The organism is Psychrobacter fulvigenes (genome assembly GCF_904846155.1).
GTDB lineage: Bacteria > Pseudomonadota > Gammaproteobacteria > Pseudomonadales > Moraxellaceae > Psychrobacter > Psychrobacter fulvigenes.
In genome coordinates this window covers 2,229,695-2,246,961 of record NZ_CAJGZP010000001.1, presented here as the reverse complement: position 1 = coordinate 2,246,961, position 17,267 = coordinate 2,229,695, and the positions used below count along the sequence as shown (strand labels likewise).

The 17,267-nt window shown below is 44.8% G+C and carries 14 protein-coding genes; 12 read left to right on the top strand and 2 right to left on the bottom strand.

Annotated elements, in window-relative coordinates:
• The first annotated feature begins 294 nt into the window (after positions 1 to 294).
• From rsmG to JMX03_RS09465, 10 genes are all read left to right on the top strand, one after another.
• Positions 295 to 1,011 carry a 16S rRNA (guanine(527)-N(7))-methyltransferase RsmG gene (gene rsmG, locus JMX03_RS09510; RefSeq protein WP_201596399.1) on the top strand — a complete coding sequence of 239 codons (717 nt, stop codon included), beginning with the start codon at positions 295 to 297 and terminating at the stop codon, positions 1,009 to 1,011.
• A 348-nt stretch (positions 1,012 to 1,359) separates the two neighbouring features.
• The gene (locus JMX03_RS09505; RefSeq protein WP_201596397.1) at positions 1,360 to 2,139 is read left to right on the top strand and encodes a ParA family protein; all 780 of its coding nucleotides are present in this window, start codon (positions 1,360 to 1,362) and stop codon (positions 2,137 to 2,139) included.
• Between the two features lie 138 nt (positions 2,140 to 2,277).
• Positions 2,278 to 3,426 carry a ParB/RepB/Spo0J family partition protein gene (locus tag JMX03_RS09500; RefSeq protein ID WP_201596395.1) on the top strand — a complete coding sequence of 383 codons (1,149 nt, stop codon included), beginning with the start codon at positions 2,278 to 2,280 and terminating at the stop codon, positions 3,424 to 3,426.
• Between the two features lie 157 nt (positions 3,427 to 3,583).
• Positions 3,584 to 4,342 (top strand): MotA/TolQ/ExbB proton channel family protein, encoded by a 759-nt coding sequence (locus JMX03_RS09495; protein ID WP_227695578.1) that lies wholly within the window; start codon positions 3,584 to 3,586, stop codon positions 4,340 to 4,342.
• A 116-nt stretch (positions 4,343 to 4,458) separates the two neighbouring features.
• Entirely contained in the window at positions 4,459 to 4,890 is a 432-nt protein-coding gene (locus tag JMX03_RS09490) for an ExbD/TolR family protein (RefSeq protein WP_201596393.1), read from the top strand.
• A 198-nt stretch (positions 4,891 to 5,088) separates the two neighbouring features.
• Entirely contained in the window at positions 5,089 to 6,813 is a 1,725-nt protein-coding gene (gene msbA, locus JMX03_RS09485; RefSeq protein ID WP_201598006.1) for a lipid A export permease/ATP-binding protein MsbA, read from the top strand.
• 14 nt (positions 6,814 to 6,827) lie between these two features.
• On the top strand, positions 6,828 to 7,970 hold the full coding sequence (gene lpxK, locus JMX03_RS09480; RefSeq protein WP_201596391.1) for a tetraacyldisaccharide 4'-kinase: 1,143 nt from the start codon (positions 6,828 to 6,830) through the stop codon (positions 7,968 to 7,970).
• 48 nt (positions 7,971 to 8,018) lie between these two features.
• On the top strand, positions 8,019 to 8,849 hold the full coding sequence (kdsB, locus tag JMX03_RS09475; protein WP_201596389.1) for a 3-deoxy-manno-octulosonate cytidylyltransferase: 831 nt from the start codon (positions 8,019 to 8,021) through the stop codon (positions 8,847 to 8,849).
• A 52-nt stretch (positions 8,850 to 8,901) separates the two neighbouring features.
• Positions 8,902 to 10,041, top strand: coding sequence for a DNA polymerase III subunit delta' (locus JMX03_RS09470; RefSeq protein ID WP_201596387.1), 1,140 nt, complete (start codon positions 8,902 to 8,904; stop codon positions 10,039 to 10,041).
• A 99-nt stretch (positions 10,042 to 10,140) separates the two neighbouring features.
• Positions 10,141 to 10,488: a PilZ domain-containing protein gene (locus JMX03_RS09465; RefSeq protein ID WP_201574314.1), complete on the top strand. Its 348-nt coding sequence runs from the start codon at positions 10,141 to 10,143 to the stop codon at positions 10,486 to 10,488.
• 112 nt (positions 10,489 to 10,600) lie between these two features.
• Here the strand turns inward: JMX03_RS09465 and ppk2 are convergent, their stop codons facing one another.
• Positions 10,601 to 11,614, bottom strand: coding sequence for a polyphosphate kinase 2 (gene ppk2 / locus JMX03_RS09460; protein WP_265090474.1), 1,014 nt, complete (start codon positions 11,612 to 11,614; stop codon positions 10,601 to 10,603).
• 501 nt (positions 11,615 to 12,115) lie between these two features.
• Positions 12,116 to 13,630: an acetyl-CoA C-acetyltransferase gene (locus JMX03_RS09455; protein WP_227695923.1), complete on the bottom strand. Its 1,515-nt coding sequence runs from the start codon at positions 13,628 to 13,630 to the stop codon at positions 12,116 to 12,118.
• Positions 13,631 to 14,618: 988 nt separating this feature from the next.
• On the opposite strand from JMX03_RS09455, the gene JMX03_RS09450 reads away from it, so the two are divergent.
• Together JMX03_RS09450 and JMX03_RS09445 are read left to right on the top strand one after the other, a co-directional pair.
• A complete protein-coding gene (locus JMX03_RS09450) occupies positions 14,619 to 16,019 on the top strand; it encodes a 3-oxoacyl-ACP reductase (RefSeq protein ID WP_201574315.1) in 1,401 nt (466 codons plus the stop codon).
• Positions 16,020 to 16,319: 300 nt separating this feature from the next.
• On the top strand, positions 16,320 to 17,237 hold the full coding sequence (locus JMX03_RS09445; RefSeq protein ID WP_201574316.1) for a MaoC family dehydratase: 918 nt from the start codon (positions 16,320 to 16,322) through the stop codon (positions 17,235 to 17,237).
• Positions 17,238 to 17,267: the final 30 nt, after the last annotated feature.

The following is a 17,267-nucleotide window of genomic DNA, read 5'->3' as shown; positions in this document are numbered from 1 at the left end:
GTTTCCACCATCCATCTTACAAGATGTGGCAGTGTTTTAGACAGATTATTAAAGGCAGTTTTGTATCATATATACGTGGCTGATTGAGTCAGTAACTGAGTCAATAATTGATCTAATAGCTTTATTAAAAATAACGAATCAATAGTAAATTTGACCCTATCAATGAAGAATAACGTCTCAATGTCAGTGCAGATAGTATAAGATGGCGGACATTGGCGCAATCTGCAACTATTCAATAGGCAGCCTGCATGATAAAATAGACGGTTCACATGTCAAAACTGGATGATTTGTTGTATGTCAGCTTCCGCTAAAACCGCTTCATCGTCTGCTAGCACGGTTACTGTCAGTATAGATCCTACTGGCTTTGTAAAGCTTGGCACGCAGTTACCAACGTTGGCTAATATCTTAGCGCAGGCAATAGACGAGTTAGGTTTGCCTTTAAGTGAGACGCAGCAGCGTACGCTATTATTATACTTAGACCAGCTTTTATTATGGAATAAAGCGTATAATTTGACCGCCATTACCCATCCAGAAGAGGCGTTGATCAAGCATGTCATCGATTGCTTGGCTATTATACCGCATTTACCGCCTGGGTCGTTGTTAGATATCGGTACAGGTGCTGGGTTGCCAGCCGTTATTGTCGCGATTTGTCAGCCTGAGCGCGCATGTACGGCACTTGATAGCAATCAAAAAAAGATTCGTTTTATTAGGCAGATCAGTAGTGAGCTTGGTTTGACCAACATGCAGCCCATTGCTTCTCGTATTGAAGCGCATGATGCCAGCTATGATGTGGTGACTTCTCGAGCTTTTGCCAGCTTGATAGATTTTGTAGAAGTAGCACAGCCGCGATTGGCAGATCATGGTCGTTTATGTGCGATGAAAGGCAAAGCGCCTACGGATGAAGAGCTACAAGCACTTGAAGCGGAGTGGCAGATTAAGACCATTAAACTTGACGTACCACGTTTACACGATAGTCGTCATTTGATTGAAATGTCTGACAAAAATGTCTAAGCTATGAGCACGTTTTTAATCATGAAACAGTATATAATCTTGTGAAACATATTTACTGCTAGCATTTATTGAGCGCTGGCACTTAAATAGTAAGTTGCAAGCATCTGATAAGCTGCAAGCATCTAAGTAGTATAGTGTTTCGATAGCGGAGTGCTTTAAGTAGGGCAGTTCTTACAAAATTAATTAAAACTGATTTATAGAACAGACGTTATCGTATAGTCTTTAGCAGGAGAGTGTGTTGAATATATTACGAATAGTCTCTGTCAGAGCCATGGTTGAATGTTGAACACGTTTTAAGAGTTATTAGAGTAAAAACAGTCATAGATCCTAATTAAATTGAGTGAGTGTATGGAAATCATAGCCATTGCGAATCAAAAAGGCGGCGTTGGTAAGACCACGACAGCGGTAAATTTGACCGCCAGTTTGGCTGCCAAGCGCAAGCATGTCCTGCTGATTGACCTAGATCCACAAGGCAATGCGACCAGTGGGACTGGCTTAGATAAAAATGATTTAGAATTAACAATGGCAGATGTCCTACTGGACGGGGTTTCTCTAGCTGATGCTATTGTTAAAAGTCCAGCAGGCTTTGATGTCATCGGTGCCAATCGTGAATTGGCAGGCATGGACGTTACCTTGATGGGACAAACCAACAGTCACGAGCTGTTTAAAACGGCAGTGGCGGACTTGGTCAGTGATCAGGTAGCGACCAATAAAGACGCCTATGATTATGTGATTATAGACTGTGCGCCCAGCTTAAATCTGTTAACGATTAATGCGTTGGTTGCCACTGATAGCGTCATTATTCCGATGCAGTGCGAGTACTATGCATTAGAAGGTTTAGCCGACTTGTCGCAGACCATTGAGCGTCTCACTGAGCTTAATCCTAAGCTGTATATCCGCGGTGTAGTGAGAACCTTGTTTGATGCGCGCAACACGCTCGCTCGCGATGTCTCTGCGGAGCTTGAAGCTCACTTTGGCGATATTATGTACAAAACCCACATTCCAAGAAATGTTGGTTTGGCAGAAGCTCCTGCACACGGTCTACCTGCGATTGCTTATGAGAGATGGTCAAAAGGTGCGCGCGCGTATCAAAAGCTAGCAGCTGAAGTGATGAAGCAAAGCAGCTAGACGTGCGCAGCGACGAACGACAACGAATGAGTAGTCAGACAGTAAAGTATTTAATAAGTAACGATATCAGTAGCTGTATTAGTAAAGAGCTATCAACAATCATTGGGCTTTTATTTTAGCGTTAAAGGATAGGTAATCATGGCGAAAAAACGAGGATTGGCTGCCAATCGAGGTTTAGATGCCTTATTAGGGTCAATCAAAAAAGAAAAGCAAATTACCGCCTCTGCTTTGCAAGACGATACGGCTATGCACGGCTCTGAGCTACGTGAGCCTAGATTACGTGATCATAAGTTAAGTGATTCTGACGTGCCAGATAATACTAAGCCTGACACCCAAATAGCTGCTAAGTCTAAAGGCAGCGCTGCCAAAACCAACAAAAAGACCACTGCCGAAACAACGGTTCGGGCGCCGCGTAGTACCCGTAGTCATGCCAAAACACGTAGCGAAAGCGTCGATACCAGTATTCCTGAAGATCAAATCAGCTTGGTGCAGATTGCGGTGACGCAGTTGCAAGCGGGTAAGTATCAGCCGCGCCGTGATATGAGCGAGACGGCGTTAGCTGAGCTGGCATCTTCTATTGAGCAGCACGGCGTTATGCAGCCTATTGTCATTCGGCCGCTATTGGCCAGTGAAGATAAAAGCTCAGCAGAGGTGACTCACGAAATCATCGCTGGTGAGCGCCGCTGGCGTGCGGCAAAAATGGCGGGAAAATCAGTCATCCCTGCGATTGAGCGTGCTTTGTCAGATGAGTTGGCCATAGCCTTAGCACTGATTGAAAATATCCAACGTGAAGACTTATCAGTGATTGAGCAGGCGGCTGCTTTACAGCGTTTTCATACGGAATTTGGTATGAGTCACGCCATGATTGCAGAGGTAGTCGGCAAGGCGCGTACCACGGTATCGAATCTTCTACGACTAAATCAGCTGCATGATACGGTCAAAGACCATTTAGCCAACAGCGCCCTAGATATGGGTCACGCACGCACACTGCTGGCATTATCATCCGAGCAACAGCCCATCATCGCACAAAAAATCATCGATGGCGGCATGACCGTGCGCGAAGCTGAGAAGCTGGTCAAATCAATATTGAATCCTGCCCCCAAAGTTGACCGCACAGAACAAGCACAGTCTCGCGATGCTGAGCGTTTGACGCAGCGTCTCACAGATATGTTAGGGGCTGAGGTGAAGCTAAAGCACAAGAAAGACGGCCAAGGGAGCGTGGAGATATTTTTTCACAATCAAGATGAGCTGTCAGCGTTAATCAAGCATTTAGAAGCGCAGCGCTAATATAATAACCTGCATGGTCATTCTTTAAAGAGCATACTTAGCTTTTAGGTATTTTTCTTGCACTATACTATACGTGATTTTTATTAAGTAATAGTCTTGCTTGTAAGCAGTAGTTATATGTCTTGAGTAGATTGACAATATAAATAAGAGAGTCGTTATGTGGGAGTTGGTAAAGGCTGGCGGTTGGTTGATGATGCCTATCGTCGTCTGTTCAATCGTTGCGCTGATCATCATCATTGAGCGTAGTAGTACCCTACAGTTTGAGAAAATAGTACCTGGTAGATTGCGTGAACAGCTGATTAATCGCTTGCGTGAAAACGGTGATATCGGTCGCACACAATTGATGAATGTCAAAGAAAAGACACCGCTGGGTGATATTTTGGCCACTGGCTTACTCTACCGTCATTATGGTTTGGATTCAATGACCATGCACATGCAAAACCGTGCTAGCGTGCAGGTACATCAGCTAGAAAAAAACATCAATATGCTCGGGACAATTGGGGCGATTGCGCCATTGCTTGGCTTGTTAGGGACAGTCTTGGGAATCATATCTTCATTTTTGGCCATCACAGATGGTGCGATGCAAGATCCCACCTTACTGGCAGCAGGCGTCTCACAGGCGTTGATTACCACCGCTGCGGGAATGGTTGTGGCGATACCAGCATTGGTAGCATATCGTTATTTCCAGCGCCGCATTGTCGATATTAATGCTCAGTTTGAAACGGAAGCAGGGCTTATGATTCAAGAGCTTTATGATTATAAGCTGTTGGCAGAGGCGCGCTTACCCTCTATGGATGCAGCGATAGCTATAGAAAAAGGCGTAGATTCAGAGAAAAAGGCGTTAAGCGATGCGTTAGATTTCGAACCTGAAAGTATGCATCAGTCAGCGCAAAAAGCAGCCGTCACTACTTCTTAAGTGACTGTCAAACTAAAGTTGCTATAAAATAAAAAGAGCCATGAAACAAAAAGAGCTATGAAGGCTTCTTACTAAAAATCTTGTTTTATAAGATTATGTCTATCAGAGATATTGCCATGCGTTTTAGAAAACCTACCGTTGAGCCGCTCGAAATCAATCTGACACCGATGATTGATTGCTTGCTGTTCTTAATTGTGTTTTTACTATTGGCGACCTCATTCAATCATTTTAGCCGCTTAAACATCGTCTTACCTGAAGCTGAAGGGGTGGCTATGACCGAGCAGCTTGAGAGTATTGAGGTGGCGGTACAAGAGGACGGTAGTTATCTGGTCAATGGCATCAGTCTGGCTAACAATAATGCGGCTGAGCTGACCAATATGCTAAAGCAAGAAGTGGGTAGTGAGCGTGATATGCTGTTTGTGATTGCGGCTGATGCGAATGCGACGCACCAGTCTGTGGTGCAGGTGATGGATGTGGCTGGTAAAATGGGGTTTATCAACTTAAATATCAGTACGGTGATGCCAATTGGTCAGTCGTTAGCGCAATAAATATTAACCCTACTGATTGTCATTGTTTGCTGTGGTTGTGTATTATCATTAACCCGCTTTTTATGTAGTCGCACCTTCTAACTATTTTATCGATTTACGTTATCGACTGATGTTACCAACTTATCTATTCATACCTGAACTGAGGCTTTTATGGGCCAATCCGATGTAACCAAAACCTCTGATGCGACTGCACAGGCAATGCCACCATCTAAAATTAAGACCTTACTACGATTATTAAGATATCTTAAGCCGTACTGGTGGGCGTTACTATTGACAGTAGTAGGGTTTGCCATTAATGCGGCGACAGAGATTTGGATCGCTAAGATGCTGCAATACATCACTGATGCCATCAATCAAAATGATCGCAGCAAACAAGCTTGGTTTCCCGCTTTGATTATTATGCTGTTTTTTGTGCGCGGAGTTGGTAGCTTCTTGGGTAATTACTTTTCAGCCTTGGTATCGCGTAATCTGGTTTATGAGATTCGGGTACAGGTATTTAACAAACTCCTGCGTTTACCAAGCTCTTTCTATTTAGCCAATCCAGCGGGTACCATCTCATCTAAATTGATTTTTGATGTTGAGCAAGTGACGGCCGCCAGCACTGATTCAATGAAGACATTGCTACGTGATGGCTTGACCGTAATCGCTTTGATTGGATTCTTGCTTTATACCAACTGGCGTTTAACCTTGATCCTATTTTTAGTACTACCGCCAATATTATGGTTGGTTAACTTTGCTTCTAAGCGCTATTTGAGACTGTCCAAAGGCATTCAAGAAACCATGGGTGATGTCAGTCATATCACCAACGAAGTGATCAGCGGCTATCATGTAGTCAAAAACTATGGTGGTCAAGCGTACGAGTCACAGCGTTTTGATGATGTCTCCAAAAAGAACTTGCGCCAAGGCATGAAGGTCGTGGTGACTAATAGTATCAACACTCCAGCAGTGCAGCTATTGATGGCGATGGCAATGTCGGTGGTGGTATGGCTTGCTCTACGTCCATCAGTGATTGACAGTATCTCAGCAGGTGAGTTTATCTCTTATATTGCAGCGGCAGGGCTGCTCAGTAAGCCCGTACGCTCACTAACGGATGTCAACCAAAAATTGCAGCGTGGCATCGCGGCGGGTGAGTCTATATTTGCCTTGCTAGATGAGCCTGAAGAAAAAGATACAGGCATACTTAACCCCAAATTATCTGGCGAGATTAAACTGGATAATGTCAGCCTGGTCTATCCTGATTCGACAGTGGCTTTGCGAGACTTTAGCTTGGATATACGAGCGGGTGAGACAGTAGCCCTAGTTGGACGTAGTGGTGCTGGTAAGTCGTCATTGGTTAACTTATTAACCCGTACGCTCACCACTACCTCAGGGCAGATTACGATAGATGGTGTGCCTATCGAGGACATTACTCTTGAGAGCTTGCGCGCTCAGATTGCGATGGTCAATCAACAAGTGGTACTGTTTAATACCACAGTTTTTAATAACATTGCTTACGGTAGTCTGGCCAACAAGTCACAGGCTGAAGTGGAAGCGGCTGCAAAAGATGCCTTTGCGCATGACTTTATCATGCAGATGTCTCAAGGCTATCAGAGCCAGATCGGTGCTGAGGGTTTGCAGCTATCAGGTGGTCAACGTCAGCGTTTGTCGATTGCGCGTGCTTTATTAAAAGATGCGCCTATTTTGATACTGGATGAGGCGACGAGTGCCCTTGATAACGAGTCAGAGTTCTATATTCAAAAGGCACTCGATAATGTGATGCAAGACCGTACTACTTTAGTGATTGCGCATCGTCTGACGACCATTGAGTCTGCTGATCGCATTGCAGTGCTAGACGCTGGGCAGATTGTTGAGCTTGGTACTCATAGCGAGCTAATGGAAAAACAAGGCCATTATGCACAGATGTATGCCCGTGATTTCAAATAAGTGGCTGATAACAGATGAGTATTGAGACGGCGATCACACGTGCTTGGCAGCGCAAAGCAGCTTGGTTGTGGTTGCTGCTACCTGTCAGTTGGCTGTATGGCGGCTTAATATGGCTGAGGCATCAGGCTTATAAGTTAGGATGGTTTGCAAGCTTTCGCGCACCAGTACCTGTGATGGTGATAGGTAATATCACGGTGGGCGGTAGCGGTAAAACCCCCTTAATCATAACCTTGGTTGATTATTTGCAGCAGCAAGGTATCAAGGTCGGAGTGATCAGTCGTGGCTATGGGGGCGATAGCAACCAGATGCCAGCATTAGTGACCAAAGAGAGCCTACCAAGTGCTGTGGGCGATGAGCCCTGCTTAATTGTCAATATGACTGCGGTGCCAATGGCCGTATGTCCCAATCGCCAGCAAGCCATCGAAACCTTGCTGGCTGTGCATCCTGATTTGCAGCTGATTATTGCCGATGATGGCTTGCAGCATTATGCTCTGCAACGTGATATTGAATGGATCGTGGTAGATGTCGCGCGTGGCTTTGGCAATCAGCAGTTATTACCAACAGGGTTTTTACGTGAACCAATGGCACGTTTGACAGCTGCGACGGTTATTTATCATAAAAAACCAGATGTAGAACTAGCATCTGAGCGAAGTGGAGGTTTAGACCAGCATTCAAATAAGAGTTTGACCATGCAGTTGCAACCAGATGGTTTGCATCTTTTATTATCCAAACATGACAGTCACGGGCTAGATGAGGTTATTTCATCAGCGGTTACTTCAGCACCTAAAGCAGGTGAGTTAGTACATGCCGTTAGCGGTATTGGCTATCCACAGCGTTTTTTTGCTACGCTCAATACGCTTGGTTTTGAAGTCATCGAGCATCCTTATCCTGACCATCATGATTTTAGTTTGACTGAGCTGCTGCAATATAGTCAGTATCCCATCATTGTGACCAGTAAAGATGCGGTGAAAATAAGAACGATACTACTGAAGACTGCCGCTGAAAAAAATATAAATGATGAGTATCAAGACCTTGTCAGTCGATTATGGGTGTTACCCGTGACTGCCGAGCTATCGGATGCTTGCTATCAGACCTTACAACAGCAACTAACAAGATTTGGTATTACTATGCCGATATTTGAATCGCTACTTAAGTAAAGACTGTTTAAATTAATATGTATTACCTGTTTATGATAGGAATCATCTATGTCGACTGCACCAGTATCTGCCAAAACTCATATTGTCATTCCTGCACGCTTTAAAAGCACGCGCCTGCCAGGTAAGCCGCTATTAAGCATCCATGGTAAACCCATGATATTGTGGGTCGCTGAAAAGGCTCAAGCGGCAGACTTTGCCGATGATATGTGTATTGCCACCGACGATGAGCGTATTGCTAAGGTCTGCGCTGATGCAGGCTATGAGGTCGTCATGACGAGCGCGACGCATGAGTCAGGCACCGATCGCTTAGCTGAAGTCGCTGCGATAAAAGGCTGGGCGGATGATGATATTATCATCAATATGCAAGGCGATGAGCCGCTGGTACCACCGCTATTATTGGAGCAAGTAAAGACGTTGTTGCTGCAAGATAGCGAGAGCGTCATGGCAACTTTGTACGAGCCTATTGCAGATTATGAGACTTTTACAAGACCGTCGGTGGTCAAAGTCGTGAGTGCGACGATTGACAATAAACAACGGGCGCTTTATTTTAGTCGCGCTCCGATTCCTTGTGATCGTGAGGTGGCGCTAGCAGTGGCTGCGGGTAATCTAGACACAGCAGAGCAATTTGCACCAAAAAACGCTTATCGACACTTAGGCTTGTACGCCTATCGTGTCAGCCTATTGCAGCAGTACATTCACTGGCCACAAACCCCGCTTGAAACGCTTGAAAGTTTAGAGCAACTACGCGTGCTAGAAAATGGCGGCATGATTGCGATCGCCCAAGCCTCTGTTCATCTGCCTGCTGGTGTGGATACTCAAGAAGATTTGGATCGCTTAAATGCGCTGGCGCTGAGTGAGTTTCAAACTGATATACACTGATAAATAGCCCCTAAAACATATAGTAAATTATGAAACAGCAGGCGTGAGCGAAATGGTAGATATAGAAAATACGACAGATATAACAGAGAGTATTTATTTTGCACCGCTTTTGCCATGGCAGCAAACACTATGGACACAGCTTACCAAGCGAGTGTCTACACCGCCGCACAATTTACCGCATGCCTTACTTGCCGCTGGCATGCAAGGAATGGGCAAGCGCGCTTTTGTATGGCGCTTGGTCGCTTGGCTGCTATGTCGTAATCGTGACCAGAATCCGCTTGGCGCCTGTGGTAGCTGCGAGAGTTGCCAATGGCTAAAATCTGGCACGCATCCAAGCCTGCAAGTGTTACCTATCGCCAGTATGCCTATTAGTGCTGAAAGTCGAGAAAATAGTGCAGCCTCAGGTCATTCTGGCAAAAAAGCCAAAGCAGATAAAAAATCTTCAAAAGCTGCGAGCAGTGCGGCGCTGACGATAAAAGTAGATGACATTCGCGCGTTGCAACCTTTTATCTATCAAGGTGGGCAGGGCATGCGGATTTGCGTATTGGATCATGCTGAGCAAATGACCATTGCCGCTGCCAATGCCTTGCTAAAAACGTTGGAAGAGCCGCAAGCACAGGTGCATTTGTTTTTAATCAGTGATATGCCAGCCAAGCTGCTACCGACGATTAAGAGCCGCGTCCAGCAATTGCCATTACAGACCATCGTACCTTCTATTGCCCTAGACTATGTCACGCATCAGCTCGGCAGTACGGTCAATCGTGAGGCAGTGAGTCCGACTCAAATTGAGCAGTTGCTGCAACTGGCGAATGGTGCGCCGTTAGCAGCGATAGATCTGGCAAAGGCAGCATGGTATAGCAAGCGTGCGCTTTGGTTGACTACTTGGCAGGCATTGCGTAGTGGTAAACGCAGTGCGGTAGCGGCAAGTGACTATTGGCAAACTCAGCTCAGTTTGCCAGATTTTATCAAGCTTACTGAGCTGATGCTGCTTGATATTCGCCGCGTCTGCTTAGGGCTTGTGAGCAGTCAAAACGACATTGATCTATCAGCAGTGTTAGCTTCTTATCCACCAGCCGATAGTGCATTAGAGGCACTGACGATGGATCTACAACAGATAAAAACCGCGCTGCAGCAAAACGTGCAAGAAAAGTTTGCTTATGATAATCTGATGCAACAGTTAGCACGGTTGTAAATTAGGTAAAGCACATCTTAATACTAGAAGTGTAATTAAAAGAGTTTCAAAAAACGTATCTGACTACTCTAACTAATAAATCTGAACAAGGAGCTGACTATGGCTATGCAAGGACGTGGCGGGATTCTTACCTGTCACATTGAGGATATCGACAAGCTGTACGCCAGCTACTTATCTTTTGTGGATAATGGCGCTTTGTTTGTGCCTACGAGCCGTAAACAGGAGCTTGGAGATGAGGTGTTCGTCGCTGTGACTTTGCCCAACTCAAGCGAGCGCTTACCAATGAACGGTAAAGTGGTTTGGATCAATCAAAAATCCCAAGCCAATCGTCCAGCAGGGTTTGCCGTGCAGATTGGTACGGATGTGGCTGGTCAAAGGATTAAACATGAGGTCGAGCGCTTATTAGCAGGTAAGATTGATAGTCAGCTAGCGACCTATACAATGTAATTCTAAGCCTAAAAAATTCATTGACTGACAAGATGTAGAATCATTCAGATATTTTGAAAGCCACACAATAATGCCAGAATGAGTCTTTACTGCTACTTTATCGCATCAGGCCTTAGTAACGCGGCGGCACATACATATCGTCAGGAATAGGCTCTCGATAGTACTCATCATCGCGCTTACGATCGGGTAGCTCAACCTCTTCGCGCGGTATTTCTTTATAAGGGATTTGATCGAGTAGGTGGGCAATACAATTTAAGCGCGCGCGTTTTTTGTTGTTGCCTTCAACGACCCACCAAGGGGCTTCTGGGATGTGAGTGCGCTCAAACATGGTCTCTTTGGCTTTGGTATAGTCTTCCCAGCGTCGTCGTGATTGCAAGTCCATGGCTGAGAGCTTCCACTGTTTTAGCGGGTCATGGATTCGGCTCATAAAGCGCGAATGCTGCTCATCATCTGTTATCGAAAACCAATACTTCACCAAGCGAATGCCAGAACGTACCAGCATGCGCTCAAACTCTGGTACTGATTGAAAAAACTCCTCATACTGCGCATCAGTACAAAAACCCATGACCCGCTCAACGCCCACACGGTTATACCAGCTCCGATCAAATAATACGATCTCACCAGCCGCTGGGAGGTGCGCTACATAGCGCTGAAAGTACCACTGTGATTGCTCGCGCTCAGTCGGCGCAGGCAGAGCAGCAACGCGGCAGACACGTGGATTGAGGCGTTGCGTGATGCGCTTAATCGCGCCGCCTTTACCTGCTGAGTCGCGGCCTTCGAATATCACGACAATACGTTCACCATGCTCGACCACCCAATCTTGCAGCTTGATCAGCTCACGCTGCAAACGTAGCAGCTCTTGAAAATAGGTTCGACGATCTATTCTTTCTTGTTCTGTCACCTCGATTCCATCAAACCGAAAGTCGCGCACATAGTCGTCAATCTCGTTTTCCAGCTCTTCATCATAGCTATCGATTAAGTCTTGGTGCATTTTGCGCCGCAGCTCATCATTGAATATCTCTTTATCCATCCGTCCGATGAAACAGTTCCGCTCAGGCTTGCTAAGTTCGTTATATTCTTGCGGCGTTAAGGACTCAGGATTGGTTGTTGAAGGTATCCTTGACATACTACACTCCTGATATTCAATTTTGCTTTATGTATTATCTACTTTAGCATATCTTGATGTGGAGTCTGTAATAGAGATTAACTGTTCCATATAGTCGGAGCACTTTTAAACCGCTACTGTGTTATCCGCCCTAGAGGTGCTTATACTATTCCCAAAAATTAGAGTAACGCGGAAAACTTGTGCAAGTACTATTCCTAGTAGACTTAGCAAGTTTGACAAAGTTAATCGTACTTTTTGGGTTTGGTATTAGTGTACTATCTGCGGTCGGTCGCCTTATAGTGATTTTAAAATTCCTTGACTATAGCTTTTATTATGTAGGGTATTTGGTCTAAGTATTGTCGACTATAAATAAAAAAACACCCTTTAATCCTAAGATTAAAGGGAGTCTAATAAGCCAACTAAATCAGCTAACTTCTTGTACTAGCAAGCCAATTATGGTCTCTACAGTGCTTCATAGAGAGGCTTATCTGGAGTGGCTTGCATAGCGGCTTGCATAGAAAGTTACTTCTCTAGAATACAAGTCACACCTTGGCCACCAGCAGCACAAATTGAAATCAAAACGCGGCCTGAGCCTTTTTGATCCAGTAGCTTAGCAGCAGTTGCTAAAATACGTCCGCCAGTTGCTGCAAATGGGTGACCAGCAGCCAGTGATGAACCATTGACGTTCAGTTTGCTGCGGTCGATAGAGCCTAGTGGCGCATCAAGACCTAAGCGCTCTTGGCAGAAAGTTTCATCTTCCCAGGCAGCAAGTGTTGATAAGACTTGTGAGGCAAAGGCTTCATGAATCTCATAGAAGTCGAAATCTTGCAAAGTCAGGCCTGCACGCTCAAGCATACGTGGTACAGCATAAGCTGGTGCCATGAGTAGGCCTTCTTTGTCGCCGTCTTTACCGATGAAGTCAACCGCAGCAGTCTCTTGATGTACGATGTAGGCAAGCGGCTTAAGTCCACGCTCTTTTGCCCACTCATCTGTACCGAGTAATACACAAGAAGCACCATCAGTTAATGGGGTAGAGTTGGCAGCAGTCATCGTTGGATTGGCGTTGTTTTTGCCGAATACAGGCTTGAGCTTGCCCATTTTTTCGATGGTAGAGTCTGGACGCAAGTTATTGTCGCGGGTTAGACCTTTATAGGGAGAAATCAAGTCATCGAAGAAGCCTTCATCATAAGCACGCGCTAGGTTTTTATGGCTATTGAATGCCAATTCATCTTGCGCTTCACGGCTGATGTTCCACTCAAGCGCAGTGATGGCTTGATGGTCGCCCATAGATAAACCTGTACGTGGCTCACCGTTTTGTGGTGACTCGATTAAGTCTTTTGGATTAAAGCCCGTCAGTGCTTGCAGGCGTTGCTTATTATTCTTGGCTGCGCCTAGTTTTAGAATGACTTTGCGTAGGCCGTCACCGATAGAGATCGGAGCGTCTGAGGTGGTATCAACACCGCCCGTAATGGCTGAGTCGATGATGCCAAGTGCGATTTTGTTCGCTGCGGTAAAGGTCGCTTGCAAGCCAGTACCACAAGCTTGAGAGACATCATAAGTTGGCGTGTGCGGATCCAAAGCCGTATTAAGAGCGGCTTCACGAGTTAGGTTTAAGTCACGGCTAAGCTTAAGTACGGCGCCTGCGACCACTTCACCCATACGCTCACCTTCTAGGTTGTAACGCTCTACCAAACCGTTAAGCGCAGCTGTCAGCATGTCAGTGTTGCTGGCATCTGAGTATGGGCCGTTTGAACGTGCAAAAGGAATACGGTTAGCACCTAAGATAGCAACGCGATGTTGACCAGCACTCAGTTTAGAGTTATTGGTTTTTTTAGCGGTACGTGTTGTCTTTTTAGCAGCAGTGCTGGTGGTCTTTTTGGTAGCAGTTTTCGTAGCGGCAGCGCTTTTTGTAGATGCAGTGCTTTTAGCAGCAGTCGTTGGTTTTTTTGCGGTCGTATCTTCCATCTTTTTCTCACTCTGTTCATTGGTTTTTGATGCTGGTTTTTTGGTAGCGCTAGCGTCAGTCTCAGTTTCCATAGCGCTCGCTTCTTTGGATTCGTTGATTAACTCATCTTTAAGCTTGGCTTTTTTCTGAGCTTGGCTATCGGTAGTATTATCTTTTGCACTCTCATCAACGATGTCGGTCGCTTTTTTGAGCTCAGCGATTGAGTCATAGTTGTCAGTGTTTTTTTTAGTGCTGCCTTTGGTTTGAGCACTGGCTTGTTTGTTGTCAGTTGCTGCAGCAGTTTTTTTGACAACGGAGCTTTTTACAACTGAGCTTTCAACGATCGGACTGTCTTTTTTGTTACTCATAAAATTATCCTTAAAAAAGAGTGGGTGTAAATGGAGTGATAAAAAGTAGAGGCAAATATGGTGTAAAACAACAATAAGCAAGGTTATGACAAAAAACGAAAATAGTTAAATATTATGATAAGTAAAAAGTATGATAAGTAGAGTAGGACAGGGTATCCACTTATAGAATATTAATGCCTGATGATACTAATTTTTACCATGCCATTATATGACTATAACAAGTTAAATAACGTATGTTAGAAGCTAAGTAAACATTAAATATGTGCACTGGTCAGTATTAATTATTAGTATTGCTTGAACACTTATCTGATAATATATTGTTATCAATGTTTATCTTAGCCATAACTTCTAGGCTTGATTCTAACATAAGCGCAAGTTTTTTTAATAGAGAGAAAGTAACTGACTCGTTTTGTCCCTTTTATTGACAGCTATTGACATATTCATTGGTTATCATGTATATCCTTGACTTTTGGACATGCTTGCACTAGGTGTGTATAGTTGTGACGGCTTGAAGCTTACTTACTAAAGACTAATAATTATTAATAATCGTGGTGACAATGAGCCTTTATAATGGCTGCATTCTTAATAGTTGTACCTATATAGGTATATTAATATAGGCACTAGGCACGTTTATTAAAGGTATGTTTATTTAAGGTACATTCATTTTATAACTATCAATCAATATTTTCATTCACAAGAACAGGAGTATTTTATGTCAGATCGTTATGGTAATTTTGTACAATCTTCTATTGGTAAAAAAGTTGCTAAAAACTTAGGTTTACCGCTACCAGTAACCCTTGATCGCTTTGAGAGCGGTGAGCGTTTGGTACGCGGTAGTGTCTTGGTTGGCTCAGCCACTGGTGATGATAAAAGTGTGAGCCAATCAGTCGCTCGTATTTTGTCTGATTTGCATACTGAAGTTTTTGTGAATAGCAGTGATAGCATCAAAGACGCACTTGCTGATGCAAACATCGACGCCAAAGCCAATACGGGCAGTGAAGATAAGTTCAAAGTGCTGCTGTTTGATGCCAGTAACGTGAGCAATGCAGATGAGCTAAAGCAAGTTTATGAGTTCTTTCATTTTGTCGCGCGCCGCGTGGACAAGTCAGGTCGGGTGATTATCATTGGCCGCCCACCTGAAGAGATTACAGATATCGATACGGCACTAGCTCAGCGTGCGCTTGAAGGGTTTGTGAAGTCTGTTGGTAAAGAGTTCAAACGTGGTATCACCGCGCAATTGATCTATGTCTCAAAAGGTGCTGAGTCAAACCTGGATTCGACGCTGCGTTTCTTTACTTCAGCACGCTCAGCCTATGTATCAGGTCAGGTAGTACGTGTCGGTCAAGGATCGGCTGTAGAAGTAGATTGGACGCAGCCACTGGGCGGCAAAACCATGCTGGTCACTGGCGCAAGCCGCGGTATCGGTGAAGCCATGGCTCGCGTATTGGCTCGTGAAGGCGCGCATGTGATCTGTCTTGACGTGCCGCAGCAGCAAGCGGACCTACAAAAAGTCGCAAGCGAAATCAGTGGTTCGACGTTGATGGTAGATATCACCAGTGATGATGCGGGCGCACAGATTGCAGATGCTGCCGAAAAACGCGGGGGTCTTGATGCTATTATCCATAATGCTGGTGTAACCCGTGATAAGACGCTGGCAAAAATGGATGAGCAGAAGTGGGACATGGTCATCAATATCAACCTTGCCAGTATCGCTAAGATCAACCGCTACTTACTTGACAATAACGTCCTAAAGAATGATGCGCGCATCGTTTGTGTCTCGTCAATCTCGGGTATCGCAGGTAACCTAGGTCAAACCAACTATGCGACCTCTAAAGCTGGCGTGATTGGATTGGTCGATGCGACTGCCAAACAATTGGCAGACAATGACAAAGGCATGACGATTAATGCGGTTGCTCCAGGGTTCATCGAAACTCAGATGACAGAAGCGATTCCATTTGCCATTCGTGAAGCGGGTCGCCGTATGAACTCAATGAGCCAAGGTGGATTACCTGTCGACGTGGCTGAAACCATTGCTTGGTTAGCTTCTCCTGCATCCGGCGGCCTCAATGGCAATATAGTACGTGTCTGTGGTCAAAGCTTGCTCGGTGCTTAATAGTAGTTGTTTATAACTAAGACTCTGATATTATTGGTGTTTATTTAAATTAATCACAAATACTTACCAAAAAATATCAATTGACAGTGAAAAAGCTGCCCAAGGGCGGCTTTTTATGATAAAAACACAGCAACAATACGCTCAACCAGTGTTTACAACTTTTGTATTCAGCCATCCTGTCGATTATAATGATCATTTTAGGTCAAGTTGTTAAGCTTGCTGAGAGCTGTAAGAGATACGCAATGGCTCAATAGTTGGGCTAAAAATACTTTGTTTAAGCCCCACACTTAGGATTGATTTATGTCAGATAAACATTATGATGCGTTGCCAAAAGCGCATACCACTTACGCTAATATTATCAAAAGCTTGTTGCCTATCGGTGATAATGCCAAAGTCGGTAAAGATGAGTTACCGCAAGCGACTTATTATGTAAATGATTTGCACATTGATCAGAGTAACCTCAAAGACTATCGCAAAATCTGTGGTTTTGCTGACAATGGTAAAGTGCCTATTACCTATTTTTCGGTGCTATCGCAGGCGTTACAAATGAATATGATGGTCAAAGAGCCGTTTCCATTTGCGATGTTAGGTTTGGTGCATGTCGATAACAGTGTCACTCAGTATCGTCCTATCGGTGAGCGTGAGACGGTCAGTATGTCGGTGGCGTTTGATAATTTACGCGACCATGCGCAAGGTCAGCAGTTTGATTTTGTGACTACCATCAAGTCTCAAGACGAGACTATTTGGCAAGGAACCTCGACTTATTTGGCTCGCGGCAAAAAGCCTGATACTAAGAAAGGTGCTAAGAGTAAGCCGCGTCCTGTAACGGTCAAGCCAATTCCTGATGCTGATGGGGTACATAGTGTCTTTGAAGTACCAGAAGATATCGGCCGTCGCTATGCCTTTATTTCAGGAGATTTTAATCTCATTCATTTACACTCATTATCAGCACGGGCGTTTGGTTTCCCTAAAGCCATTGCTCATGGCATGTGGTCCAAAGCGAAATGCTTGGCGATGATGGGAGATTTGCCTGATGCTTGCAGCGTTGAGGTTTCTTTCAAGCTACCGATTTTCTTGCCAGCGGAAGTGGAGCTGATAGCAGAGCCAGTCGTTAAGCTTGAGACGCCAGAGGATGTTTGTCATTTTGGCTTGTATAGTTCCAAAAACGATAAGCCGCATCTAGCGGGTGATATCAAGCTGCTTGCAGACGACGCATAAAAACTGCTACAAGCTGTATAAAGTTCAGCT

Bases quoted from the DNA above. Each gene is read 5' to 3' on its own strand.
- rsmG (WP_201596399.1), top strand. From the start codon at position 295: ATGTCAGCTTCCGCTAAAACCGCTTCATCGTCTGCTAGCACGGTTACT.
- JMX03_RS09505 (WP_201596397.1), top strand. From the start codon at position 1,360: ATGGAAATCATAGCCATTGCGAATCAAAAAGGCGGCGTTGGTAAGACC.
- JMX03_RS09500 (WP_201596395.1), top strand. From the start codon at position 2,278: ATGGCGAAAAAACGAGGATTGGCTGCCAATCGAGGTTTAGATGCCTTA.
- JMX03_RS09495 (WP_227695578.1), top strand. From the start codon at position 3,584: ATGTGGGAGTTGGTAAAGGCTGGCGGTTGGTTGATGATGCCTATCGTC.
- JMX03_RS09490 (WP_201596393.1), top strand. From the start codon at position 4,459: ATGCGTTTTAGAAAACCTACCGTTGAGCCGCTCGAAATCAATCTGACA.
- msbA (WP_201598006.1), top strand. From the start codon at position 5,089: ATGCCACCATCTAAAATTAAGACCTTACTACGATTATTAAGATATCTT.
- lpxK (WP_201596391.1), top strand. From the start codon at position 6,828: ATGAGTATTGAGACGGCGATCACACGTGCTTGGCAGCGCAAAGCAGCT.
- kdsB (WP_201596389.1), top strand. From the start codon at position 8,019: ATGTCGACTGCACCAGTATCTGCCAAAACTCATATTGTCATTCCTGCA.
- JMX03_RS09470 (WP_201596387.1), top strand. From the start codon at position 8,902: ATGGTAGATATAGAAAATACGACAGATATAACAGAGAGTATTTATTTT.
- JMX03_RS09465 (WP_201574314.1), top strand. From the start codon at position 10,141: ATGGCTATGCAAGGACGTGGCGGGATTCTTACCTGTCACATTGAGGAT.
- ppk2 (WP_265090474.1), bottom strand. From the start codon at position 11,614: ATGTCAAGGATACCTTCAACAACCAATCCTGAGTCCTTAACGCCGCAA.
- JMX03_RS09455 (WP_227695923.1), bottom strand. From the start codon at position 13,630: ATGGAAACTGAGACTGACGCTAGCGCTACCAAAAAACCAGCATCAAAA.
- JMX03_RS09450 (WP_201574315.1), top strand. From the start codon at position 14,619: ATGTCAGATCGTTATGGTAATTTTGTACAATCTTCTATTGGTAAAAAA.
- JMX03_RS09445 (WP_201574316.1), top strand. From the start codon at position 16,320: ATGTCAGATAAACATTATGATGCGTTGCCAAAAGCGCATACCACTTAC.